This window comes from Nibrella saemangeumensis, from assembly GCF_039541915.1.
In the GTDB taxonomy this organism is placed as follows: domain Bacteria; phylum Bacteroidota; class Bacteroidia; order Cytophagales; family Spirosomataceae; genus Nibrella; species Nibrella saemangeumensis.
Map to the genome: position 1 here is coordinate 237,856 of NZ_BAABHD010000032.1, position 24,985 is coordinate 262,840.

At 51.1% G+C, this 24,985-nt stretch carries 19 protein-coding genes; 17 read left to right on the plus strand and 2 right to left on the minus strand.

Annotated features, from left to right (window positions below; genetic code table 11):
• Window positions 1-103: 103 nt before the first annotated feature.
• From ABD949_RS17675 to ABD949_RS17720, 10 genes are all read left to right on the plus strand, one after another.
• Complete coding sequence (locus tag ABD949_RS17675) at window positions 104-928, plus strand: polysaccharide biosynthesis/export family protein (protein WP_345245354.1); 825 nt, start codon at window positions 104-106, stop codon at window positions 926-928.
• A gap of 34 nt (window positions 929-962) precedes the next feature.
• Entirely contained in the window at window positions 963-3,269 is a 2,307-nt protein-coding gene (locus ABD949_RS17680; RefSeq protein WP_345245356.1) for a GumC family protein, read from the plus strand.
• 21 nt (window positions 3,270-3,290) lie between these two features.
• On the plus strand, window positions 3,291-3,959 hold the full coding sequence (locus tag ABD949_RS17685; RefSeq protein WP_345245358.1) for a sugar transferase: 669 nt from the start codon (window positions 3,291-3,293) through the stop codon (window positions 3,957-3,959).
• A gap of 27 nt (window positions 3,960-3,986) precedes the next feature.
• A complete protein-coding gene (locus ABD949_RS17690) occupies window positions 3,987-4,691 on the plus strand; it encodes an acylneuraminate cytidylyltransferase family protein (RefSeq protein ID WP_345245360.1) in 705 nt (234 codons plus the stop codon).
• Window positions 4,692-4,912: 221 nt separating this feature from the next.
• Entirely contained in the window at window positions 4,913-6,259 is a 1,347-nt protein-coding gene (locus tag ABD949_RS17695; protein WP_345245362.1) for a UDP-glucose dehydrogenase family protein, read from the plus strand.
• 78 nt (window positions 6,260-6,337) lie between these two features.
• On the plus strand, window positions 6,338-7,774 hold the full coding sequence (locus ABD949_RS17700; protein ID WP_345245364.1) for a lipopolysaccharide biosynthesis protein: 1,437 nt from the start codon (window positions 6,338-6,340) through the stop codon (window positions 7,772-7,774).
• Between the two features lie 346 nt (window positions 7,775-8,120).
• A complete protein-coding gene (locus tag ABD949_RS17705; RefSeq protein WP_345245366.1) occupies window positions 8,121-9,107 on the plus strand; it encodes an O-antigen ligase family protein in 987 nt (328 codons plus the stop codon).
• 8 nt (window positions 9,108-9,115) lie between these two features.
• On the plus strand, window positions 9,116-10,255 hold the full coding sequence (locus tag ABD949_RS17710) for a glycosyltransferase (RefSeq protein WP_345245368.1): 1,140 nt from the start codon (window positions 9,116-9,118) through the stop codon (window positions 10,253-10,255).
• Window positions 10,236-10,994, plus strand: a complete 759-nt coding sequence (locus ABD949_RS17715; RefSeq protein WP_345245370.1) for a WecB/TagA/CpsF family glycosyltransferase — start codon at window positions 10,236-10,238, stop codon at window positions 10,992-10,994. Before ABD949_RS17710 ends, ABD949_RS17715 begins: the two co-directional genes overlap by 20 nt.
• Before the next feature lie 18 nt (window positions 10,995-11,012).
• The gene (locus ABD949_RS17720; protein WP_345245372.1) at window positions 11,013-11,993 is read left to right on the plus strand and encodes a UDP-glucuronic acid decarboxylase family protein; all 981 of its coding nucleotides are present in this window, start codon (window positions 11,013-11,015) and stop codon (window positions 11,991-11,993) included.
• Window positions 11,994-12,009: 16 nt separating this feature from the next.
• On the opposite strand, the gene ABD949_RS17725 is transcribed toward ABD949_RS17720, so the two are convergent.
• Together ABD949_RS17725 and ABD949_RS17730 are read right to left on the minus strand one after the other, a co-directional pair.
• Window positions 12,010-13,158, minus strand: a complete 1,149-nt coding sequence (locus tag ABD949_RS17725) for an acyltransferase family protein (RefSeq protein ID WP_345245374.1) — start codon at window positions 13,156-13,158, stop codon at window positions 12,010-12,012.
• Window positions 13,159-13,205: 47 nt separating this feature from the next.
• A complete protein-coding gene (locus tag ABD949_RS17730; protein ID WP_345245376.1) occupies window positions 13,206-14,765 on the minus strand; it encodes a capsule assembly Wzi family protein in 1,560 nt (519 codons plus the stop codon).
• 190 nt (window positions 14,766-14,955) lie between these two features.
• Here ABD949_RS17730 and ABD949_RS17735 point away from each other — a divergent pair, with 190 nt between their 5' ends.
• The 7 genes from ABD949_RS17735 to ABD949_RS17765 all read left to right on the plus strand — a co-directional run bounded on the left by ABD949_RS17735 (window position 14,956) and on the right by ABD949_RS17765 (window position 24,977).
• Window positions 14,956-15,912 carry a nucleoside hydrolase gene (locus tag ABD949_RS17735; protein ID WP_345245378.1) on the plus strand — a complete coding sequence of 319 codons (957 nt, stop codon included), beginning with the start codon at window positions 14,956-14,958 and terminating at the stop codon, window positions 15,910-15,912.
• Between the two features lie 97 nt (window positions 15,913-16,009).
• Window positions 16,010-16,687: an SRPBCC family protein gene (locus ABD949_RS17740; RefSeq protein ID WP_345245380.1), complete on the plus strand. Its 678-nt coding sequence runs from the start codon at window positions 16,010-16,012 to the stop codon at window positions 16,685-16,687.
• 155 nt (window positions 16,688-16,842) lie between these two features.
• Complete coding sequence (locus tag ABD949_RS17745) at window positions 16,843-17,994, plus strand: zinc-dependent alcohol dehydrogenase (protein ID WP_345245382.1); 1,152 nt, start codon at window positions 16,843-16,845, stop codon at window positions 17,992-17,994.
• A 14-nt stretch (window positions 17,995-18,008) separates the two neighbouring features.
• Window positions 18,009-18,599 (plus strand): hypothetical protein, encoded by a 591-nt coding sequence (locus ABD949_RS17750; protein ID WP_345245384.1) that lies wholly within the window; start codon window positions 18,009-18,011, stop codon window positions 18,597-18,599.
• Between the two features lie 287 nt (window positions 18,600-18,886).
• On the plus strand, window positions 18,887-21,481 hold the full coding sequence (locus ABD949_RS17755) for a cellulase family glycosylhydrolase (protein WP_345245386.1): 2,595 nt from the start codon (window positions 18,887-18,889) through the stop codon (window positions 21,479-21,481).
• Window positions 21,482-21,658: 177 nt separating this feature from the next.
• Window positions 21,659-22,987 carry a sigma-54-dependent transcriptional regulator gene (locus tag ABD949_RS17760; RefSeq protein WP_345245388.1) on the plus strand — a complete coding sequence of 443 codons (1,329 nt, stop codon included), beginning with the start codon at window positions 21,659-21,661 and terminating at the stop codon, window positions 22,985-22,987.
• A gap of 241 nt (window positions 22,988-23,228) precedes the next feature.
• Window positions 23,229-24,977, plus strand: a complete 1,749-nt coding sequence (locus ABD949_RS17765; RefSeq protein ID WP_345245391.1) for a sensor histidine kinase — start codon at window positions 23,229-23,231, stop codon at window positions 24,975-24,977.
• The last annotated feature ends 8 nt before the right edge of the window (window positions 24,978-24,985 follow it).

A 24,985-nucleotide genomic window follows, 5' to 3' on the forward strand; every position in this document is an offset into this window, starting at 1 on the left:
AATCCAGTTATCGACCTGAATAGAACCCTGCCCTTGATCAGTTAGATCAGTACCTGCTTACAAGTTCAAATTTTCATATTAACCCTACCAAAGCACAAAACTTATGGTACAGACCTCTCTTTGCCCAACAGGTAAGTTATCGCTCATTTTCGGCCGGTTAGCAGTATGTCTCATCTCGGCTTATTTTCTGATTGGTTGTATGTCGCCCAGGAAATTAGTGTACTTCCAGCCCAAACCCACCGGGGAAGATACATTAACCATGACGAGCCGGTACGCTCCGAAAATTCAGAGCGGAGATATTCTCTCCATTCAGGTGAGTAGTCTGAATGCAGAAGCTACTACGTACTTCAATCCGTATGTATCCTTTGCAGCCATGGATCGCTCGCAGAATGCCTCGGCTCCGCAATCGTCATTGCCGAATTCTACAGGCTACCTGGTAGACAAGAACGGCAACATAGACCTGCCCTTGGTCGGGACCATATCGGTAGCCAATCTGACCACCGCTGATGCCAAAGACCGGATTCGGGAACGGCTGAAAGCATACCTGAAAGAGCCGACCGTGAATGTCCGGAATCAGAATTTTAAAGTATCCGTGTTGGGGGAGGTCGCCCGCCCCACGCTGCTGACCATCCCCAACGAACAGATTACATTGCCCGAAGCCCTTGGCCTGGCCGGCGATGTGACCATATACGGCCGCCGGGATAATGTCCTGGTGATTCGGGAAGAGAACGGCAAAAAGGAGTTCGCGCATATCGATATGACCAAGCGGGATCTCTTCCGGTCGCCTTACTACTACCTGCACCCGAATGATGTCGTCTACGTAGAACCGGGTAAAGTCCGGATGGCATCTGCAGACCGCATGAGTCAGGTAGTGCCTGCCGTTTTAAGCGCCCTGTCGTTTATTTCGATAATCCTGCGCTATTACTAATCAAGCCATTGTAACCTCTATACCTAAAACAAGTATGTCAACCAACCATTATACGTACACTCCGTACCAAATGGAGGAAGCGGAGAATACGCCTAATCTGAAGGCGATGCTGCTGCGTTATCTGCGATACTGGAAGTGGTTTGCGCTTTCGTTGACCGTGGCGCTGGCCGGAGCCTATGTGTTCCTGCTGTATCAGCAACCGGTTTATAAGATCCAGTCCAGCCTGCTGGTAAAAGACGAGAAGAAAGGGATGAGCGATCAGAACATCCTGAAGGAACTGGAAATTTTTGCGCCCAGTAAAGTGGTCGAAAACGAGATTGAAGTCCTGAAATCGAACACGCTGCTGGGAAAAGTGGTGGATCAACTGGGCCTCGATGCACGGTATTACCAATCGACGCTGTTCGGGAAGCGTGAAGTGTACGATGCCTTACCCATCCGGATTACGGCCGAAAAGCCAAATGCATCGCTGTACGAACAGGATCTGGAGGTGTCGTTTGTGGATACCGGAACGGTGGCTATCAACGGAAAACCGTATGCGATCAACCAACCCGTGAATACCCCTTATGGTACCCTGCGCATTCAGTCGCGTAAAGCCATTAGTGACACGACTTCAGACCTGATTGTTCGAATGTCGCCCCGGGCGCGGACCATCCGGAAGTACATGGAGGGTCTGAAGGTGGAAGCTACCGGTAAGGCCTCAACGGTATTGATGCTGTCGCTGGAAGACCCCGTTCCCACCAAAGGCGAAGCTATTCTGAACAACCTGATTGGCGAGTACAACAAGGCTGCCCTCGAAGATAAAAACCTGGTAGCCGCCAATACGCTGAAATTTATCGAAGAGCGTCTTCAGTTGATTTCGGGTGAATTGTCGACGGTCGAAAAAGACGTTGAACAATATAAGGCCTCTCAGGGGATCACGGACCTTAGCACGCAGGCACAGACATTTCTGCAAACCGTTCAGCAAAACGACGCGCAGATGAATCAAGTTGCCATTCAACTGAATGCGTTGCGTGATGTAGAGCAGTACCTGAACAAAAAGGCCGGTGATCGGGGTATAGCGCCGGCAACCCTCGGTTTAAATGATCCCGTGCTGCTGGGGCTAATTAGTAAGATTACTGACCTTGAACTGCAACGAGATCACCTGGCTAGGACCACCTCCGAAATAAACCCTTTGCTGCAGACGCTCGATAGCCAGGTCAGAGCCGCCAGAACCAGCATCGGCGAAAATGTGCAAACATTGAAAAAGATGCTTACCGGCACGCACCACCAACTCCTGGTTACCAACCAGCGGCTGGAAGGGATGATCAAAACCGTACCGAGTAAAGAGCGGACATTGCTGAATATCACCCGCCAGCAGGCTATTAAGAACAATCTGTATACCTATCTGCTGCAGAAGCGGGAAGAAACGGCGTTGTCGTACGCGTCGGCGGTAGCCGATAGTCGTACCATTGACGCGGCTAGTACCGATGAAGAACCCATCCGGCCAGTTCGCAAGATGATTTTCCTGATGTTCGGTCTGGTTGGGCTGATGCTGCCGGTCGGGGCCATTGCCATGCGCGATGCATTGAACGACCGCGTCGGCCGCCGGTCCGACATTGAAAGTGTGACACAGGTGCCTATTCTGGGGGAGATCGTGGAAAGCCGGAACGCCGACCAACTAGTGATGTTGTCGAACAAACGGTCGGTTATAGCCGAGCAAATTCGGACGCTGCGTACCAATCTGCAATTCTTGCGCGCTTCGCCCGGTGGTAGTCAGGTTGTTTTGTTCACGTCGAGTATCAGCGGGGAGGGTAAATCATTCCTGTCGCTGAACCTTGGGGCGAGTCTGGCGCTGGTTGACCGTCCGACGGTCATTCTGGAAATGGATTTACGGAAGCCTAAGCTCCATGCGGCCCTGAAAATGGCCAATCATATCGGCATCACGAACTACCTGATTCAGGAGGCCACACTGGACGAAGTGCTGCAACCCATCCCCGGTTTTCCGAACTATTCGATCATTACCTGCGGCCCAATACCGCCGAATCCTGCCGAGTTGCTCAACAGCCCTCAACTTGAACGATTGCTGCAGGAGCTGCGAGCCCGGTTTGATTACGTCATCGTCGACTCACCCCCGATTGGCCTGGTAACCGACGCGCAGCTGATTGCTCCGTTTGCCGACACTACGCTGTTTATGATCCGGCATGATCATACGCCCAAAAACTCGCTGAAGATGATCGATACCCTGTTCCGCGAACAACGCTTCCAGCGGCTGAACGTCATTCTAAATGCGGTGGGCGAAGGCGAATCGTATTACTACAGCTACGGGAGCTACGGCAACGGCTATTACGAAAACGAACAGTAACACCACCTAACGAGAAATGCCATGCTTAGCCTACCATCTGAATTTCGTACTCCGCCGGCCTATACGGAAGAGAGCGACCAAATCATAGTAGCGCAAAAGAGTGACTGGAGTAAACGCCTGTTCGATCTGGTCATGGCCGGTTTGGTAATTGTGTTTGTGTTGTCGTGGTTAATTCCGCTGATCGGTATCGCTATTCGGATCAACTCGTCGGGACCGATTCTGTTTATCCAGATGCGGACCGGTCGCAACGGACGAATTTTCCGGTGCTTCAAATTCCGGACGATGACCTACGAACGAAACGCAACGTTTAAGCAGGCCGTTAAAAACGACTCACGTATAACGGTTACCGGTAGCTTTCTCCGGCGTACAAATCTGGACGAAATGCCGCAATTTCTGAACGTCGTCCTGGGCGATATGAGTATCGTTGGACCCCGTCCTCACCCGATCCAGTTGGATGCCCAGTTCTGGGATTCGATGGCTGGCTACCGTGAGCGCTACAGCGTCAAGCCCGGTATTACGGGGTTGGCTCAGGTACGTGGCTGCCGGGGCGAAACTAGAGATTGGATCGATATGGAACACCGGGTACGGTTCGACCATTTCTACATCCGAAAACGATCGTTAGTCATGGACATGAAAATCTGCTGGTGGACCGTTCTGAAAATGGTCCAGGGTGATAAAAAAGCCTTTTAAATACCTACCCCTTAACCGTAACTGCCCATGAATTACTGTACCAAATACACAATTGCGGGTATTGTTCCGATGCGCCACTACAGTGAGCGGGTGCCGGGGAAAAACTACCGGGAATTTGCCGGCAAGCCCTTGTTCCACCATATCATTGAGACATTGCTCGATTGCCCTTCGGTTACCCAGGTCTACATTGATACCGATAGTCCGGTTATCATTGAACAGACCCGGAATCTGTATCCCACCGTAGTAGTGCTGGAGCGTCCCGAGCATCTTCGGGACGGCTCCGTACTGATGAACAATGTCCTGATGAATACCTGTGAACAGATCAGAGCAGATTTCTTTCTGCAAACCCACAGTACAAATCCTCTGCTGTCGGCCGAAACCGTCGAGCGAGGCATTCAGCAGTTCTTGAAGAATTTCCCGGCTTATGACTCGTTGATCGGGGTGACCCGGCTACAGGCCAGGTTATGGGATGCCGTAGCCCGGGCCATAAACCACAATCCGGCCATTCTGATGCGAACGCAGGATCTGCCGCCCCTGTACACCGAGAATTCGTGCATGTACCTTTTTAAAAAGGAAACCATGATCCGGAAGCAGAACCGAATTGGAGAGCGGCCGTTGTTGTACGAGATTCCGGAGATTGAAGCACAGGATATTGCCGGCGAACTCAACTTCAAAGTAGCCGAGTTTCTGTTCAACGAACTCCATCCGCAGCCGTGGTACCAAAGGGCCTGATAGCAAGATCGATCAGGCACCGTGAAGCCTGAATGTATTTGCCTCTTTAAAAGTATCTCAATAAATGATTACCAAATCAGGAAATACAGCTAAAGGTAAGTTGAGTGTTTTATGGTAAAGAGAGACAGAGTAGGGTGGAGATTCTGTTTCCACCCATACCTTACTCCTGTGCAAGCAACGCGTTTTATCTAATATTTTTTAAGCAACCAAACAATCACAACATGAAAATTTCTATTGTTGGAACCGGCTATGTTGGCCTGGTGACCGGAACTTGTTTTGCCGAAGTGGGAATTGATGTGACCTGTATTGACATCAATATCGCCAAAATTGAGGGCCTGAAAAACGGCGTTATGCCCATCTACGAACCGGGTCTGGAGGAGATGGTCCGGCGGAATGTCGAGAAAGGCCGCCTGCATTTTTCTACCTCGTTGAAGGACAGCCTGAAAGACTGCGAGGCAATATTTATTGCCGTAGGTACCCCGCCGGGTGAAGATGGCAGTGCCGACCTGAAATACGTCTTGGCGGTGGCCGATGAAGTAGGCCGTCACATGGAAGACTACTTGGTTGTTGTGACAAAAAGTACCGTACCAGTGGGAACCGCCCGGAAAGTAGATTTAGCGATCAAAAACGCCCTGAATGAGCGTAGTACGTATGTGCCGTACGATGTGGCCTCCAATCCGGAGTTTCTGAAAGAAGGAGCCGCCATTGATGACTTCCTGAAGCCCGACCGCATTGTTGTCGGTGTGGAATCAGAGCGGGCCGAGGAAATCATGCGCCGGTTGTACAAGCCATTCCTGCTCAACGGGCACCCCATTATCTTTATGGACGTTCCATCGGCCGAAATGACCAAGTACGCGGCAAACGCCATGCTGGCTACCAAAATCAGCTTCATGAACGACATTGCTAACCTCTGCGAAATCATGGGCGCCAATGTCAATCTGGTACGCAAAGGCATTGGATCGGATACACGCATCGGGCAGAAGTTTATTTACCCCGGTATCGGCTACGGTGGGTCCTGCTTTCCGAAAGACGTGAAGGCGCTCATCAAAACCTCCGAAGAAAACGGTTATCCTATGCGCGTCTTGCAGGCTGTAGAAGAAGTGAATTATTGTCAGAAGCAAGTCATTTTCAATAAAGTGAAGAACCACTTCGGTGACCTGGCCGGCAAGAAATTTGCGATGTGGGGTCTCTCGTTTAAGCCAAATACAGACGATATGCGCGAAGCTCCTTCGCTGGTTATTATAGAGGCCCTGCTGAACGAAGGCGCCGAGATCATTGCCTATGATCCGGTCGCCATGCCGGAAGCCACACACCACCTCGGCAACTCCATCAAATACGCGAAAGATGCCTACGAAGCCTGTCTCGACGCCGACGCCCTGCTGTTAATTACTGAATGGCCCGAGTTCCGCTCGCCAAACTTTGAGGTGCTGGCCAAGCTGCTGAAAAACAAAGTCATCTTCGACGGCCGGAATATCTACGAGAGCGAGCAGTTATCAGAAAGTGGGTTTGACTATTACGCCATTGGGGTGAAGTATAAAACCATTATAGAGAAAGTGCTGGAAGTTTAACGTACGCTACCCAACTACGATGTATGGCGGGTAAACATGATTTTACCCGCCATTACAGCCAGATAAAAAGCTACCGGAGTGAAAAAAGATACGCTATTCTATTCCCTGGCCAAGTTCCTCCCGTCGGGCGTAAATTTTGTTTGTCTGTCGGTTTTTAGCTACCTGTTAGAGCCGGCAGTACTGGGAGAATACAATGTGTTGTTTGCCGGCGTTATGCTCAGCAATGCCCTGCTTTTTCAATGGATTCGGGTCGTGCTGCTCCGCTATTTTAACCGCTATACCGACGCTAGGCGCGAGCAGTTTATCAAAACCATCATGTTCCTGACCGTGGCTGTTTTGCTGCTTTCGTTGGTAATGATGGTAGGTTTTCTCATTACTAATCCGGCCGTGAATACAAAAATATACGTGTACGGGTTTGGGTGTTTGGCAGTGTTTTCGGTGTATGATATTAACTTGGAATTACACCGATCCTCATTAGCCTCCAACGTATACGCCAAAACCGAGGCTTTTCGAGCGGTCCTGTTTTTTGTCTTGTCGATTTTACTGGTCTATACATTTAGAACCTCCGATGCTATCTGTATAGCGTATATTTTATCCATGTTACTTCCTTTAGTAGTCTTCAGAAGTAACTATTTAATAGCTAGTACGGCATATACCGATAAAGAAAATTTGCTAAATCTATTGAAGTTTGGCTTGCCCCTGGCGGTAATGTTGGCCTCCAGCTATGTGAACAATGTCATCGACCGAATCTTAATTGCGCAATATTTAAGCGTTGAAAAAGCCTCTCTGTACTCCACGAGCTATGATTTATTTAAACAGGTAATCTGGATTCCCTTTCTGATTATAAACCTGGCAAATTACCCGAAGCTGATTAAAAGTTATGAACAAAATGCAGCGGGTGAACTACAGAATAGACTACAACAAAATATAAATGTACTAACGCTGACGTCCATTGTTCTGGCGTTCTTCCTAATCATTAACGCACGGGAGCTGGTTACCATCGTCTTAGGTGAAGCATACCGGAAAACTGCCCTGGACATAATGCCTTACATTATTATCGGGACAATCTTCTACGGAATAACCGTTTACCATTATAACAATGCCTTTCAATTTAAAGAAAAGACTAAAAATCTGGCGCTGATCTATTTAGTCGGATCTGCCATAAACATTTTGGTCAATGTAGTTCTGCTGGAAAAGTTTCAGCTGATGGGCGCTGCTTACGCAACCCTCGTATCGTATTTGGTGATCTACCTGTTGAGCTTCTTTCTTGGGAGAACCCACATGAAAATACCTCAACCTGATTACCGCCGGTTAGGCGCGTTAATCGGTTTACTATCGATTGTTTACCTGGGCCTTTCGTTTGTGCCTGTTCCCAACCTGATTCTCTCCATATTGGTGAGAAATTCCGTTGCGGTTATTGTCTTATTGGCATTTGAACTGCGCTATAATCTACTAGGGTTCAGAAGCACAGTTACAGCCATTTTTCCACGTCTTAACCTAGTTATCAAAACCTGACGTTATGCAAAGTCTTGCCCCACTACCAGGTAATGCTGTTTACAATGTTTCCAACGTTTTGCATTACAACCCCAAAAACAGTACCCTACCCGGCAAACGAGCAAGTCGGTTGGAGTACTGTATCAACATCATTTTATTGTATTTGCTGAGTGGGGCGATTCTGTCTCACCTGACGGATGAATCAAACCCGGATGTGAAAAGTAGTGCGGGTGGGTTGGTTCAGATGCTTTGGTATGTAAGTTATGGCGTCTTTGTTTTATTAATCACGAAAGTTCTACCCCGGTTTACCCGTATTCTTAGGAGGAACAAACTAATCTTGGTACTAGCGGCACTTACTACGGTTTCTATGTTCTGGTCTCAGGTGCCCGATGTATCGGCCAGACGTGTCTTGTCATTCATGATGTGCCTGATTTATTCTTTTTATCTGGCACTGCGCTTTAACAAAGGTCAGTTGCTGGTCATGTTTTACCACCTGGCCATACTAATCCTTGTCTCGTCTTTGCTCTCCATACTATTTATGCCGGCGTATGGCATTGCCCAAGGGGTACACGAGGGTTCCTGGCGTGGCGTTTATTTTCATAAAAATGGCTTAGGCCGTATCAGCAGCATCAGCTGTGTATCAACTTACTTTTATATACGAAGTATCCGCACCCGTAAATGGTTACCGTATGTTGTGCTACTCGGAATGGTACTTTTAGTGGTTCAGTCCGACTCGGCCACGTCTCTGGTTATTCTGTTTATCTTATACTGTTTGTATCGGCTATTGCGCTGGACAACGGCAAAATTTGACCAGAAAAGACTGGCTATTACTATTCTTTCGTTTGCAGTTATCGTGGTCCTGCTTCCCATCAGTTTTTACTACATAGAATTGCTTTTCTCGGCTATCGGCAGAGACACGTCATTCACCGGCAGAATACCGTTATGGCTATTGGCTTTTGAGTACATCGGTAAGGCTCCGCTGCTCGGCTATGGCTATAGTGCTTTCTGGATGCCCGAAGTTCTGGAAAACAGTTTATGGTTACGGACCGAGTGGAATCCGCAGCAGGCACATAACGGCTTTATCGATGTGATGTTACAGCTCGGTTTAGTTGGCCTGTCTCTGTTTCTGGTAATACTATACAAAGCCTGGAAACTGAATTACCGCTCCATTCGCCAAGACCCAACAGAGTACAACTATTGGGGGATTATTCTCGTTGGGTTCACCATTTTGTTCAGCCTGACGGAGACCTTTCTGCTGAAGCACAATAACATTTACTGGGTTATTTTTCTGACTATGTCCATCGACAATAGCCTGGCGAAAAAACGTCCTGCTCTTTATAAATCTGCAAGCTGATATACTGTATGAAAATCACACTGCTTTATTTAAACCTCAATCAGGGTGGGGTGCAACGGATGATGGTCAACGTTGCCAATTACCTGCACGCCAATGGGTATGATGTAACCGTGGTGCTTTGCCGGCAGGAAGGCCATTACCAGGACATCCTGAATGCAGGGATCCGCATTGTCAGCTTGGAATCTGACAGCCGGCTTTCGCTTATTCGCTTTCTGACCACTTACCTGAAAAAAGAAAAACCGGATGTGTTGTTTACGGCGGTCCCCCACCTGAACAACATTGCACTTCTGTCCAGGGCGTTGGCACGGGTGGACACGCGAATTATTATTTCCGAACGAAGCAATACGGTAGAGGAGTTCAACAAATCGCCCCTGTCGGCCTATAAGCTCAGCTTTGGTTTGATACCGATTTTGTACCGCTTTGCCGATGCCATCATTGCCGTGTCGAAGGGAGTTGCCGATGACCTGAGTAAAGTGGCCCTGATTCCCCGCTCAACGATTTCGGTAATCTATAATCCGGCTTTCTCGCCCAAACTGCTTACCGAGGCCATCGAGCCGGTGAATGATCGCTGGCTGGCTAATAAAGAGTATCCCGTTATTGTTGGGGTTGGCCGACTGACCGAACAGAAAGATTTTGGTCTGCTCATCGATGCGGTTTACCAGCTTAACCAGTTAAGACCGGTGCGACTGCTGATTATCGGGGAGGGACCGCTGCGCGATGAATTGCAGCGCAAAATTGACGGCTACAAACTGGCCAATTTCGTGCGGATGGTTGGATTTCAGGGCAAACCAACGGCGTGGATCAACAAAGCGGATGCGTTTGTGCTGTCCTCCAAATGGGAAGGGTTCGGTAATATTCTGGTCGAGGCCCTGGCGGCAGGTACAACGATCGTTTCGACAGATTGCAAAAGCGGCCCGGCCGAAATTTTAGCCGACGGCAAATACGGCTATCTAGTGCCGGTCAGCAACGTACCGGCCCTTGCAGATGCTATCAAGTATGCGCTGGACAATCCTCTGCCCAAAACGATGCTTCAGGAACGAGCCAAAGAGTACGACGTCAGTATAGTTATGAAAAAGTACGAAAAGATTATTACCGGATTTTCTATTAAACGCCAAAAGCAGAAATCTTATGGAGAAAACGTCTACTGATTCAACCCGAATCAGGCTTCTGGATTATACAATTGATGCTATCAGTTCGGCAGCGCTTTTTGAGCGGATTGATGACTTTGTCGAACGTAAAGCGGCCGTGGGAACCATCGGGTATACGAACCTGCACGGCCTCTACGTGGCTGTCCGTGATAAAGCCATGGCTCAATTCTACCGGCAGGCCGACATTAACTACATTGATGGGATGCCGGTTGCCTGGTTGGCCAGAGGGCTGGGGTATCCGGTGTCTAATAAGGATCGGATGACGTTTCTGGATTTTTACCACGACTTCTTTGTCCACTGCAGGCAGCAGAAGTACCGGGTGCTCTGGATTGGGGGGATTAATGAATCGCAACGGGCCGGAATTGAGAAAATAAAAGCGCTGGTTCCCGGCGTGGAATTAGTCGGGAGCGATGGCTTTCGCTCGGACGAGGAATACCTGGCTATGGCGGAGCAGGTTAAACCGCACATTATTCTGTTGGGGCTGGGCATGCCGCGTCAGGAAAGCTGGATACTCCGCAACAAATCGCTGGTCAATTGCCAAGTGATCTGGTGTGTTGGCGCTACTATTGATTACATCGCCGGGAAAGTGATTACGCCCCCCCGGTGGGCCGCAAAGCGAGGCTTTGAGTGGCTTTTCCGTTTAATTGCTGAGCCTCGCCGGATGTGGTTTCGCTATATGGTGGAGCCCGTTGTTGTACTGTACCATATCGCACTCTCCAGAAGACATTCTATAAATTAATCAGTTATCTCAACCACCGTGAAACGAATCTTAATCACCGGCGGAGCCGGCTTTCTAGGCTCGCACCTCTGCGACCGCTTTATCAAAGAAGGATACCATGTGATTGCCATGGATAACCTAATTACCGGGGACATTCGCAACATCGAACACCTGTTCCACCTGCCCAACTTTGAGTTCTTCCACCACGATGTTTCCAGGTTCATCCACGTACCGGGCGAGCTGCACTACATCCTGCACTTTGCCTCACCGGCCAGCCCCATCGACTACCTGAAAATACCCATTCAAACTCTGAAGGTAGGGTCACTGGGTATTCACAACTGCCTGGGTTTAGCCCGCGTCAAGGGCGCACGGGTACTTATTGCCTCCACCTCCGAAGTGTACGGCGACCCGAATGTTCACCCCCAGAACGAGGACTATTGGGGTAATGTCAACCCGGTCGGTCCACGGGGGGTGTACGACGAAGCCAAACGCTTCCAGGAGGCTATGACGATGGCCTACCATACCTACCACGGCCTGGAGACGCGCATTGTGCGTATCTTCAACACCTATGGTCCACGCATGCGGCTGAACGACGGACGGGTCTTACCGGCCTTTATTGGACAGGCCTTACGGGGTGAAGACCTCACTATATTCGGTGATGGTAGTCAGACCCGCTCGTTCTGCTACGTCGATGACCTGGTCGAAGGCATCTACCGGCTGCTGCTGAGCGATTACCCCTACCCGGTCAACATCGGTAATCCATCGGAGATTACCATCCGGGAGTTTGCGGAGGAGATCATTAAGCTGACGGGTACCACGCAGCAGGTAATTTACAAGCCCCTGCCGCAGGATGATCCCAAACAGCGGCAGCCCGACATCAGCCGGGCCAAAGCGTTACTGGATTGGGAGCCTAGGATGTCGCGGGCCGAAGGCCTTAGAATTACCTATGACTACTTTAGAAGTCTCCCGGAGGAGGAGCTTTACAAAGCTGCCTACCACCGGGAGTTCGCAAAAGTTTAAGATATATCCTGGAAGATTACCTGTTATTGGCCGCTGTTGAAGTGGCCAATATTTTTTTGGTCTTGTCCACCCAGTTCTGCAAAACAACTTTCCCTTTCACCTCCAGATATTGGTACGTAACGAGCGAAACCAGATAGATCACTGTCAGGTACGGAATAATCATCAGGTCGTACAGCAACGGCGATTTGATTTTCAATACGCGCAGCAGCAGAATCTCAAAAAAGACGGTTATCAGGGCATTGACCATGTAAATGGAATAAGATAAGGTGCCCAGTTTCTGGGTAAAGCGGTTGTTGAGGATGCCCGATAACCAGCCTAGTTCAAACGAAAATACAAAGATGCAGAGGAAGAAAGCCACCGGAGCCAGATAACTGTAGTCCCAGGGTAAATAGCAGACCATTAATAGGGATAAGCACAGAACACCGATTTCGGCAATCGTGAATAAGATAACCATGTTCCGGGTTGGTCTTGATGGCTGGTACCAGGACACTTCGTTGAAGATGATGCAGGCCATACAACCCAGGAAAAAGCTGTACGAGCAACGGAAGATACCAAAATGAGCCCCTATCTTTAAACTGGTACTGCCGTCGTTCGCGACGATGAGGAACACCAGCGAGGCTAACGAGAACACCAGAAAGGTGAGTAACTGGCCCGAGACTTTCAAACGGCTAATGATCGGAATGGTGAAGCAAAACACAATATAACTGAAGAACTCGGCGCTGATCGACCAGCTCGGTGTGTTCCAGGACAGGTGCTCCAGAGCAGGTATTGACAAACCATACGACTGAACCAGGAATATGTTGGCCAGGAACGAAACAAAATTTTCGTCCTGAAACGGTGGATTGCTAAAGTGTCCTGAACTATACAGGAAATATTTTAAAATTTCGAAGACAAGGAAGGCCAGCAAAATACCAAAATGCAGGGGGTATAGTCGTAAAAAACGCTTATACAAAAAGGATAGCTGTTCCTCCGACCGGCTCATTTTATTGTAATTGTAAAAAATCACAAAGCCGCTCAGGACAAAAAAGAAATCAACAAAAAACCATCCATTCGCAATCAGTAAAGTTTTGCCTACTACGCCCGGTCCGGGTTTAAAGTGATACAGCGCGACAATCAGCGCAAAGGCTCCTCTGAAGCCATCCAGAACGTTAAATCGTTTTCCCATTTTATGATTAGTTTACAGTGGTCTTTATTTTTCGGTGGTCTAATTGCTTACCTCCGGCTCCAGGTTTTACGTAAGCTAAGCCAGCCGCCAAGGGTAGGGGTAAGGAGACTCCCCTGGTCAATAGCCAGAGCGGCTCCCAGATCGGAACCGGCAAGCCACGGAACGGGAATAGATACCCTGGCAACACCCGAAACCTGGTTGACGGCTTTCGAGAAGGGCGTTCGGAACAATCCATAATTCCGGCTTACTGACAGGAGCAGTTGCACTTCGGCCTGCGAGCGCAGGGAACCAGAAAGGCCTACATGCAGCATCTGGACCCGGTTGTTGGCGATGGTGAATACCCGACCCTGCGACGGCTGCCATTGGACCTGCACATCCGGCCGGCGGCAGATGAAGGGTGTACCCAGCACGCGCTGGCCACTTGTCCAGCCATCCAGGTACTGGAAATTGTTGAAATAGTCATCTACGCCCTCGTAATGAGTATCCGGAAGGTCTACCGTACTCCCGCTCTGGCTGAGGGTGGTCAGGTACTCAACCAGAATATGGCTTAAGGTGAACGCAGCCGTTCGGGCAGACTGCCGGCGTTTTAGTGAAAGACCATACAGGCCATCCGGCAGGTTATACAAAGCCAGACCAGATTTGTCTTCGAACGGATGCTGATAATAGGTCAGCATGAGCCATTGCTTCAGGGAGGTCTCCGCCCCAATGTCGATGGAGCCGATGTGGTTGCCAAACCGGTTGATACCATCGTGCTTCGAATAACTGTCCGTCTCAAGCTGACCGGGCTGTTTGGCGAGGACAATGAAGGGATAGTCTTTCAGGGAGGAAGGCAGTTGACCGTTACGGGAATGCTTTTCGCCTAAAAAATGCGAGTAGCCACCCCACTGCACATGGTGTACCAGACCACCGTAAAACCGAACCGGCCAGTTCGGCTTGCCGATACGTCCATATAGGGCCTTCTGGTGAAGATACGCGCGTTTCATGGAGTCGGTACTCGGGAACCAACCATGGGCATAAAGCGCATTAATCGCGAGTACCCCCCTGGTGAACGGGACGGTTACAAAGCCGTTGGTACCAAACTGAATTTTAGGTATAGGCAGCGCATTCTGTGACCAGGTAACAAAACCTGACGATAATGTAGAATCACCAAGGCCGATGACTTCGCGTTTCCGTCCGGCGTATAAATAGAATTTACCCAGTCCAGCGCTAACGAATGCCTCCGGTAGTAGCGCTTTTGACTTTTGGGTCTGTAGGCCAACTACCTCAACCCCATATTGCACGACTGGCTTGACACGACTGTTAAGCCGGGTCCATTGGCCGGTGCTGCCAGCCCGTATCATGCCGGCTGAACTGTTGACCGGAACGATGCCGTATTGGTTAGCTCGCAGCCAGAAAGGTGTTCGCGTGGGGGTAGTTGATGTAATTGCTCCTATTTCTACATAATGTGAAAATGCACGACTGGCGGTATTGATACTGTCGGGCTGAGCCACCAGCGTATTCGTAGTTGAGATAAAGAAAAGGATCCCGTATACTTGTCGCCAGCTTTCTTTATAGGGTATTACTCCGCAGCGGACTATGGGTGTTGATCTGAAGAAGAGAGAATTCATGGGATTAGATGTTGACTTCTAGTTACATATCTGGCTAATCAAAACCCGGTTAGAAGCAGAGATAAATGTGTCAAATCAATATGTTTCTAGAAATTGATATTTGTTAACAATTATATTGAATAAGTAAACGTATTCAAAGTGATAAGTCTATTTTGTTTGTATATAATTTGTGTTTATTAAATAAATGATGATGAAGCTTCTATTATTTCTGTGTTTCCTGTTATTGGGTCAATATACCTGGGCGCAGTACCGGGTCATCCTAGATACTGACATTGACTCGGATGTCGATGATGTCGAAGCGCTGGCGATGCTCCATGTGTTAGCCGACCAGAAAAAGATTGACTTCCTGGGCGTGATTGTCACCAGTGACGACCCGTATGCGCCTACCTGTACAGCTGCTATTAATACTTATTACGGCCGGCCGGACCTACCGGTGAGCTTCCTCAGGAATCAGAAAGAAATAAGCCATCAGGCCCACTATAAATACACCAAAGAAATTAGTCAGGAGTTTCCGCACCGGCTGAAGAGCCACGAAGAGGCTGAAGATGCTGTTGCATTATATCGGAAATTGCTCAGTAGTAGCCCGGATGCCAGTGTCATTGTGGTGACTGTCGGCCACCTCAGCAGTTGGCAACAGCTACTGCAATCCGGTGCCGATCAATACTCGACACTGACAGGTCTGGAACTGGCCCGTAAAAAACTGGCTAACTGGTACTGCATGGGCGGCCAGTTTCCCTCCGGCAAAGAAGCCAACTTTTATCGGCCTGATCCGGCCTCCACACAGTATTGCCTGCAAACCTGGGATAAGCCGGTCATTTTCTGCGGGTGGGAAATAGGCAAACAGATAACCACCGGTGGCCCGTATCTGAAAAGCAAGCTGCCGTCTCAAAGCCCCGTTTACCGGGCTTATGCCCTGTACAACGGGTTCGCGGGCCGGCCCAGTTGGGACCAGGTTGCCGTTTTTTTGCTGATTGAGCAGGCCAAGGCGTATTTTGATACCATAAAAACCGGTTACTGCCACATCAATGCCGACGGTAGCAACGAATGGCGGGCAGACCGCGACAGCCTGCACGAATACCTCGTTTTCAAGCCCGGTGTGAACCCTGACGAAATCGCTCGGTTCATGGACACGATGGTGGTTCGTTAACACTAAGTATATTACTTTTTGCGGAGCCTCGCCCAGCTGTTCAAAACAGATGGAAGTCCGAACAGTTATATCTACTCCATGAGAAAATTGCCATGTTATGAAAGATGCCTATAGCCCAATCCTGCGAAACCAGCGCATGAACGTTGGTCCGAAAGAACGTATTTTCTCAGCCGTTGGTGGCTCCTGGCTGCTGCTCGATGCGTTTGCAAAACGTGAAGCCAGTATACCCGAAGCGATGATTGGTGGTTACCTGCTGTTCCGCGGGGTAACCGGGTATTGCCCGCTGCACAGTGCCATTGAGAAACGCCAGGCGTTGGAAGTGAGCGACAACATCAACATCCATGTTGATCTGGTCGTTAACCGCAGCCCAATGGAAGTATACGATTTCTGGCGTAAACTGGAGAACCTTCCCCTGTTTATGAGCCATATTGAGTATGTCAGGGAACTGGATGCCAAAACGTCGGAGTGGAAAGCAACCGGACCGGGTGGTATAGGAAGTCTAACCTGGAAAGCAGAGATCGTTAAGGAAGAACGGGGCCGGTTGCTGGGCTGGCGCTCCCTGCCCGGCGCGGCCATCGAAAACGCCGGCAAAGTGGAACTGCTCTATCACCCGGATGGTACGCAACTGCATGTAATCATTACCTATAAAGCCCCACTGGGCGTACCCGGTAAGGAAATCTCGCGGCTGCTGAACCCGATGTTCCGCGATATAGTGAAGGAGGATGTGCTAAATGTCAAAAGCTACCTGGAGACTGGAACACTTGCTGCTTCGTAGAATAGATATTCTTATAGAATATTAACCTTATAGGTTAAGTTTAGTTACGTAAACAGCCGCATGGCCGCTATATCCTTCTTATCATCATAAGGGGAGAACGCCCGCCAGACCGGCTGTTTTTTTATCTGCTCAACTAAAACCAAAGGACTATTCGTATGCTGGCAATGAATTTCCGGGGACCGCAACGGGTCCGTATCGACCACAAACCCATGCCCGAAATCCTCCATCCCGAGGATGCTATTGTTCGGGTTACCCGCACCTGTATTTGTGGCTCTGATTTGCATTTATATAATGGCAATGTGCCCGATACCCGCGTGGGAATGACGTTCGGGCATGAATTTATCGGGGTGATCGAAGAGATTGGGTCAGAGGTAACCAACGTGAAAGTGGGTGACACCGTGATCGTGCCGTTCAATATTGCCTGTGGGCGGTGTGCGTTCTGCAAGCAGGAGTTGTACGGAAATTGCCACGAGTCAAACGCTCAGGCTACAGCCGTAGGCGGCATTTTCGGGTATTCACACACTGCCGGTGGCTACGAGGGCGGCCAGGCCGAATACGTCCGCGTTCCGTACGCCAATTTCGGGCCAACCGTGGTGCCAGACTGGATGGACCATGACGATGCGGTGTTGCTGACCGACGTGGTACCGACCGGCTACCAGGCGGCCGAAATGGGTGGTATTCAGCCGGGTGATACGGTAGTGGTGTTTGGTGCCGGACCGGTAGGGATTATGGCGGCCAAATGTGCGTGGCTGTTTGGTGCGGGCCGGGTCATTGTGATCGATCATGTCGATTACCGGCTTGAGTTCGTCAAGAATTTTGCGCATTGTGAGGTGTATAACTTCAAAGAACTGGAAGACCCCGTTGTCTTCATCAAGAAGACGACCGACTCGCTGGGGGCCGACGTTTGTATTGATGCGGTAGGGGCCGAAGCCGCCGGTAATGCCATGAATACCCTGACCGGCCGGAAAATGCTGTTGCAGGGTGGTTCAACTACTGCCTTACACTGGGCCATCAACTCGGTCAAGAAGGGGGGCGTTGTCTCCATTGTGGGCGTATATGGTCCTACGGACAGTCTGGTACCCATCGGCAATGTCGTCAACAAAGGCATTACCATCCGGGCCAATCAGGCTGCCGTGAAGCGGCTGCTGCCAAGGCTTATTGAGCACATTAAGAATGGTGTGCTGGACCCCAAGCAGATGATTACGCACCGCGTGCCGCTGGAGGAAATAGCCGATGCCTACCACATTTTCTCCGAAAAGCTGGATAACTGCATCAAACCTGTACTTATTCCGCCATCAGCCAACTAAAATTAAGCAGAGCCATGGAAGAAATTGAAAATAAATTTGATGACAAAAATGATGTGCTGGTCAGAAGAAAAGAAGAACTGGCCCAAAAATTTTCGCATATCAAAGGGTGGGGTATTGATGCAGATCCAAAGAATGATCCGACCTATCCTATCAAAAAACGAACCGACGAAGAGCAGGATGGCTATACCTGGGAGCGTCCGTCCCAGCAGCCAGTCAACGTAGAAGTGCTCCATTCCATTGAACGAAACAATACGCCCGCAGTCTTCGGAACCTCGACACCGCCGTCGGGGCTGAGCGGAATGATTCGCCGGTACGCGTTCAAATACAGCGAATCGGATTATGCCCATTGGCTGCCTTTGGTGCTGGCCGACAAGATAAATGTTGTCGAAGGCATTATTGATGACTTCTCAAACGCGAAGGTACCCAACATCTTTGCCGAAAAAGGCTGGAAAGCCGAGTGGGAGCACAAGCCTTACCGGTTGGTCACTAAAGTAGCCATTGGCGTAGCCGTTGTTGCCGTAGCGGCCGCTTTCTTAAGCCGTGACTCTGACACCGACAATCGGGTCAGTCGGGGAAGAAGGCTGCGGCATCGGGTAGCATCGTAGACGTTCGGCTCGGCTGGGTTTGAAGAAAATTTCAAACCCAGCTAAACAATCTGTCGCCGGGGCGAGTTATATATCTGTAAATCGTTGATAACCGGGGATACTGTGAAAGGTATCTGATAGTTTTTAGGAATTAGCCGCGTTATTAAACGATCACAAGAAGCCAGACGACTTAGGTTGTCTGGCTTTACTTTTTTGCTACCGCTGCACTGCTCGTCCGCGATTGTATCGCGAGACGGGCAGGCGTACAGCTTCCCTTGATTATTGACCATAGACGCATATTTTTGTCAATGACGTTTACTTTTCGCCAACGAGTTACCGGCTATCTGGCCGGCTTATTACTCCTTTTCACCACCATTGCTCAGTCCCAGAAATCTGCCGACGTTTACGTAGATAATAATGGCGTCATGCGCTGGGGCCATACCAAAGCCGAGGTAAAAGGCTTTGGTATCAACTACACCGTTCCTTTTGCCCATGCCTATCGGGTGGCAAAGCAGCTCGGTATTCCGCACGAGCAGGCGATTGACCACGATGTCTACCATTTCGCCCGGCTGGGGTTTGATGCCTACCGGGTGCATGTCTGGGATACCGAAATCAGCGACAGCCTGGGAAACCTGCTCAGCAACGAACACCTCCGGCTGTTTGATTATACGCTGAAGAAGATGAAGGAGCGGGGCATGAAGTTCATCATCACGCCCATTGCCTACTGGGGTAACGGCTGGCCCGAACCCGACGAAAAAACGCCCGGCTTCTCCCGCAAATACGGCAAAGGACCGAGCCTGACCAATCCCGACGCTATTAAAGCGCAGGAAACCTACCTGTATCAGTTTCTGAACCATGTCAATACGTACACCGGCATCGCCTATAAGGATGATCCGGACATCATCGCGTTTGAGATTAGCAATGAACCACACCACAACGAGGCTCCGCAACAGGTGACCGGTTTTATCAACCGCATGGTGGCTGCTATGCGCCGAAGCGGCACCTGCAAGCCGATCTTTTACAACATCAGCCACAGCATCCACCTCGCCGATGCGTATTTCAACGCCAACATTCAGGGTGGCACGTTCCAGTGGTACCCTACCGGCCTGGGTGCTCGTCACGAGTTGCGGGGGAATCTGCTGGCGAACGTCGACGAATACACGATACCGTTTGCCAATAATCCGAAGTTCAAAAAGATGGCCAAAATCGTGTACGAGTTCGATGCGGCTGATGTGGGCCGCTCGTACATTTATCCGGCCATGGCGCGGGAGTTTCGGGAGGCCGGGTTGCAGGTGGCTACACATTTTTCGTATGACCCTACCTACATGGCTTATGCCAATACCGAATACGATACCCATTACATGAACCTGGTGTATGCTCCGCAGAAAGCCCTGAGTCTGATGATTGCATCCGAGGTATTTCACCGGGTGCCGCTGTACAAAGACTACGGACCTTATCCGGCCAATACCTCCTTCGATGCGTTTCGGGTGAGCTATGAGCAGGATCTGGCCGAAATGGTGACCGATGCGAAATTCATTTATACCAATCACACTACCACAACACCACCGGCTGTTGCCCGGCTGGCGCAGATCGCCGGCTTTGGCAACTCGCCGGTCGTGACTTATGAGGGACGCGGAGCTTACTTCCTCGACCGGCTCGAAGCGGGCGTCTGGCGGCTGGAGGTGCTGCCCGATGCCATCTGGGTGCGTGACCCGTTCGGGCGCAATAGTCTGAAAAAAGAAGTGGCCGTGGTGAACTGGCGCTCGTGGCCCATGTCCATCAACCTGCCCGACCTGGGCGACGATTATCGAATAGTGCCGCTTAACGATGGCAATACGCTTTCGGCCACCGTCACCGGCAAACGGTTTACCGTAGCACCGGGTACCTACCTGCTGGTTCGGAAGGGGACAACCACCCAACTAACCGGTAACAGCCGCTGGCGTAATCTGACGCTGAAGGAGTTTGCCGCTCCGGTCTCTACCGTAAAACGCACCTATGTGCTGCACAGGCCGGTGCCGGAGGTGTCGGTAGGTCAGCCCGTCAGCCTCAGTGCTACCGTTGTCACCGTCAATGAACCCGAGGCAATCGAGCTGGTGGTAACCGAAACCCGTTCCCGACCGGAGGTGATCCGGATGGACCGAAGCAACGGCTATACCTATACGGCAACACTCCCCGAACGGGTAGTTAATGAAGGGTTTCTGCGGTATTACATCACCGTGAAAGAAAATGGAGGCTATCGGACGTACCCCTCGGGGTTGGAAACGCGCCCGTCGGACTGGGATTTCTACGATCCACAAGCTTATTCCATGCGCGTCGTACCCCGAACGGCTCCCGTTTACCTGTTCGAAGCGGCCACGGATACCGACGAACTGGTCCGACCCTGGACACCCGGTTCCGGCCTCATGCCGACCGAAGGACCCGGAAAGGCCGAGGTACGATTACCCGTTGAGAAACTAGTTGTGCCGGACCCGGAGAACCGCGACGGAGCAAGGACTTATGACTACTCGTTCCGGTATAATTTCGCGCCCAAAGTCGACGGTCGCCGGCAGGATCTTGCCTCTATGCAGAGGCTGGTAATTCAGGGGCGTTCGCTGTTGGACAAACCCGAAAAACTACAGGTGGCGCTGGTGACCAAAGAGGGCTCTGCCTATGGCGGCTTGCTGACGCTGGAGCCAAAGACCGGCGACTACACGTTGCCGCTGAAGGATCTGAAGCCGGTAAAGGTAGTTAGTCTGCCACGGCCTTATCCATCGTTTTTGCCGTACTATTTTGACAAACCCGCATCAGGCAGTCTGGATCTGAGTGCCATCGAAAGTCTGCAATTTTCCATTGGCCCCGGTCTGCCGCAAAGTGAACGGGACGGTAAACACGGCGTAGCCATCAGTAGCGTGCGGCTGGAATAGTATGTGTTGCTACTCTGACTCGTTTCGCTCGTCCGCGATTGCATCGCGAGACGGGTGAGGTTCGCGTTTGTAACGCGATACAATCCGCTCCGGCGGGCCGGGGGACGAGCAGTAGCAAAGAACGGCGGCAGTGTGGCAGACTTTATATCTTTGCCGGGAATTAAAGGCTATTTACCTGTGGCGGCTACCATACTACTGATCGATGACGAAGACCGGCTGCGGAAACTGCTGGCCCGGATGTTAAGCCTGGAGGAGTATAAGGTGCTGGAAGCGGCTGATGCCCGCAGTGGTCTCAGCCTGCTGGAGAGCGAAGAGGTGCACCTGGTGATCAGCGATGTGAAACTGCCTGATAAGAACGGCATTGACCTGACCGGGTACATCAAAGAAAAGTATCCGGCCGTAGAGGTGATCGTGCTGACTGCCTTTGGCACGATTGCCGACGGGGTAGCTGCCATTAAGAACGGAGCCTTTAACTACATTACCAAAGGCGACGATAATGATAAAATCATTCCGTTGGTGAGCCGGGCCATTGAGAAGGCGCAGTTGCAGTTCCGGATTCAGCACCTGGAGGACCAGGTAAGCCGTCGGTACAGCTTCAAAAACATCATTGGCGAATCGGAGGCTATTCAGCAGGCAATGCGGCTGGCGCGTAAAGTGGCCGTAACCGATACCACTGTGCTGCTGATGGGCGAGACTGGTACCGGCAAAGAAGTGTTTGCCCAGGCCATTCACGGGGCCAGTCCCCGTAGATTAGGGCCGTTTGTCGCCATCAATTGCGGAGCACTCAGTAAGGAAATTCTGGAGAGCGAACTGTTTGGTCACCGGGCGGGTGCTTTCACCGGGGCCAGCCGTGATCAAAAGGGACTTTTTGCCGAAGCGCATAAAGGCACCATCTTTCTGGACGAAATTGGGGAAATGCCACTGGATTTGCAGGCCAAGCTGCTGCGGGTGCTGGAGACCCACGAGTTTCTCCGCGTCGGCGATACCAAACCAACGCGGGTGGATGTCCGCGTCATTGCCGCGACCAACCGCAAACTGGAACAGCAGACGCAGGCCGGCACCTTCCGGTTAGACCTCTACTACCGTTTGTCGGTGTTCACCATTACGCTACCGGCCCTGCGCGAGCGGCCGGAGGATATTCCGGCCCTAGCCGAACAGTTTGCCCGGCGCGATGCCACAAAAATCGGTAAACGGGAAATTCGGCTAAGTCCGGCTTTCCTGACCAAACTGAAGCAGCAACCCTGGAAGGGCAACACCCGCGAACTCAGGAACGTCATCGAACGGGCGGTTATTCTGGCGGAGGGACCCGAATTGCTGGTCGAGCATCTGCCGTATGATATGCAGCAGGATCGGACTGTCGGTACCGAATCGGCGCTGGACCTGGCTACCGTGGAGCAACTCCATATCCAGCGGGTGATGCGCCAAACCGGCGGTAATAAAACCGAAGCCGCCCGACTGCTGGGCATCGGTCTGACAACCCTTTACCGCAAACTTGGCGAGTTGTAAACCCAGACGGGCAATAAGTCTTTCAAATTGAAAAGCCAACCTTGCCATTTTGGTAGGGTTGGCTTTTTTGTGTGCAAAAAGCGGCAGCAATAAGCGGCTGATAAAAAGCAGGTTGTACAGAAGTTGACCGGCAGTACCCTGTTTGGAATAGTTATTGGCGTATGGATTTGGATTCGTGTGGGTGGACCGGACAAATTTGCCGGCAGCCGTTACAGATTTATTCCGGCTGCCTGCTGTTGCTATGACCATTAAAACCAAATTGTTTCTGGGGTTGATCTTTCTGTTCTCCATCATCCTGTTGCTGACGGGGTTGGGCGCTTTCTACCTTAATCAGCTCGCCGGCGACTCACAGGCCATTCTGGAAAATAACTACCTCTCCCTGCAATACACCAGTACCATGCAGAAGGCCCTGTCGGCGTTGGGTACCGATCCGGATGCGCTGAAAACCTTTGAACAAAGCCTTCAGAAGCAGGAACAAAACATCACTGAGGAAGGGGAGCAGGAGTTGATCGAGGCCCTCAGCCGCGACTTCGACCGTTTAAAGACCGGAGCTGTGGATTCACTTACCCGGTCGCGCATTCGAGGCACCGTGCTGCAGCTGGACGATATTAACCGGCAGGCCATGTTTCGCAAGAACAATACCGCCCGGCAAACCGCCCGGGAGGCTCTGCTGTGGCTGGCAGCGGTGGGGACGCTGTGTTTTGGGCTGGTGCTGTCGTTTATCCTCTACTTTCCCGGCTATATCGCGAATCCCCTACGGGAGCTGACCCAGAGTATCAAACAGATCGCCAGTCGCAACTTTGAAGAACGACTTCATTTTCACTCGGATGACGAGTTTGGTGAATTGGCCCGATCATTTAACTCAATGGCGCAGAAACTGGATGAATATGAACACTCCAGCCTTGCCCAGCTACTGTTCGAAAAAAAGCGCATTGATACCTTAATTCAGCTTATGCCCGATGGCATCATCGGACTCGATGAGCATAAGCGGGTGCTGTTCGCCAATCCGGTAGCCTGCCGGTTGCTGAGCATGACCGAAACTGATCTGGTCGGGACGTATGCCCCGGATGTGGCTTCGGTGAATGATGTCGCCCGGACGTTGATTCAGGATCTGATGAACAACACCCCCGCTACCGGAGAAAGCCGGCTGCTGAAGATTCCTGATCAGGGGAAAGAAAGCTATTTCAGAAAACAGACCCACCAGGTTACGGTTACCTGCACCGGCGAAGAGAAGCCTATCCCGGCCGGTTACGTTATTGTTCTGGCGAATGTCACCCCCTACCAGGAGCGCGATCAGGCCCGAACCAATTTCATCGCTACCGTTTCGCACGAACTGAAAACACCGATATCCGGCATCAAGCTGAGCCTGAAGCTGCTGGAGGATGACCGCATCGGCCCCCTTAATGAAGAACAGACGCAGTTGGTGGACCTGCTCCGCGACGATGCCGACCGGCTGCTCCACATTACCGGTGAGTTACTCAATATGGCGCAGGTGGAGTCGGGGCAGATCGAATTGCGGCTGGAAAACGTCTCGGCTATCGACATCATTGAGGTAGCTACCAGCGCCGTACGGGTCCCGGCCGAGCAAAAGAACATTCACCTTGAGGTCCATATCCCGGCAGGTCTGCCCCTGGTCAAAGCCGACCCTGATAAGGCATCGTGGGTGCTGATCAACTTTCTGTCCAATGCCGTGCGGCATAGCCTGGACAACAGCCCGATCAGGATAAGCGCCCGACAAACTAATAATACGGTTGAGTTTTGTGTCCGTGATTACGGTACCGGTATTCGCCCCGAAGACCGCGACCGGCTCTTCGACCCCTATTTCCGGGGGGCGGTCAACCTCCATGCCGACAAAAGCAGCCCTGTGAGCGGCACCGGGCTGGGCTTATCAATTTCCAGAGAATTTATCACCTCCATGCACGGAGAGATTGGCATACTGCCGGACATAAGCGATGGGGCCGCTTTTTATTTCCGCCTGCCGGTAGCCTGATGCCAATC

Excerpts from the sequence above, each read along its gene's own strand:
- ABD949_RS17675 (WP_345245354.1), top strand. The coding sequence starts at position 104 with ATGGTACAGACCTCTCTTTGCCCAACAGGTAAGTTATCGCTCATTTTC.
- ABD949_RS17680 (WP_345245356.1), top strand. The coding sequence starts at position 963 with ATGTCAACCAACCATTATACGTACACTCCGTACCAAATGGAGGAAGCG.
- ABD949_RS17685 (WP_345245358.1), top strand. The coding sequence starts at position 3,291 with ATGCTTAGCCTACCATCTGAATTTCGTACTCCGCCGGCCTATACGGAA.
- ABD949_RS17690 (WP_345245360.1), top strand. The coding sequence starts at position 3,987 with ATGAATTACTGTACCAAATACACAATTGCGGGTATTGTTCCGATGCGC.
- ABD949_RS17695 (WP_345245362.1), top strand. The coding sequence starts at position 4,913 with ATGAAAATTTCTATTGTTGGAACCGGCTATGTTGGCCTGGTGACCGGA.
- ABD949_RS17705 (WP_345245366.1), top strand. The coding sequence starts at position 8,121 with ATGTTCTGGTCTCAGGTGCCCGATGTATCGGCCAGACGTGTCTTGTCA.
- ABD949_RS17710 (WP_345245368.1), top strand. The coding sequence starts at position 9,116 with ATGAAAATCACACTGCTTTATTTAAACCTCAATCAGGGTGGGGTGCAA.
- ABD949_RS17715 (WP_345245370.1), top strand. The coding sequence starts at position 10,236 with ATGGAGAAAACGTCTACTGATTCAACCCGAATCAGGCTTCTGGATTAT.
- ABD949_RS17725 (WP_345245374.1), bottom strand. The coding sequence starts at position 13,158 with ATGGGAAAACGATTTAACGTTCTGGATGGCTTCAGAGGAGCCTTTGCG.
- ABD949_RS17730 (WP_345245376.1), bottom strand. The coding sequence starts at position 14,765 with ATGAATTCTCTCTTCTTCAGATCAACACCCATAGTCCGCTGCGGAGTA.
- ABD949_RS17735 (WP_345245378.1), top strand. The coding sequence starts at position 14,956 with ATGAAGCTTCTATTATTTCTGTGTTTCCTGTTATTGGGTCAATATACC.
- ABD949_RS17740 (WP_345245380.1), top strand. The coding sequence starts at position 16,010 with ATGAAAGATGCCTATAGCCCAATCCTGCGAAACCAGCGCATGAACGTT.
- ABD949_RS17745 (WP_345245382.1), top strand. The coding sequence starts at position 16,843 with ATGCTGGCAATGAATTTCCGGGGACCGCAACGGGTCCGTATCGACCAC.
- ABD949_RS17750 (WP_345245384.1), top strand. The coding sequence starts at position 18,009 with ATGGAAGAAATTGAAAATAAATTTGATGACAAAAATGATGTGCTGGTC.
- ABD949_RS17755 (WP_345245386.1), top strand. The coding sequence starts at position 18,887 with ATGACGTTTACTTTTCGCCAACGAGTTACCGGCTATCTGGCCGGCTTA.
- ABD949_RS17765 (WP_345245391.1), top strand. The coding sequence starts at position 23,229 with ATGACCATTAAAACCAAATTGTTTCTGGGGTTGATCTTTCTGTTCTCC.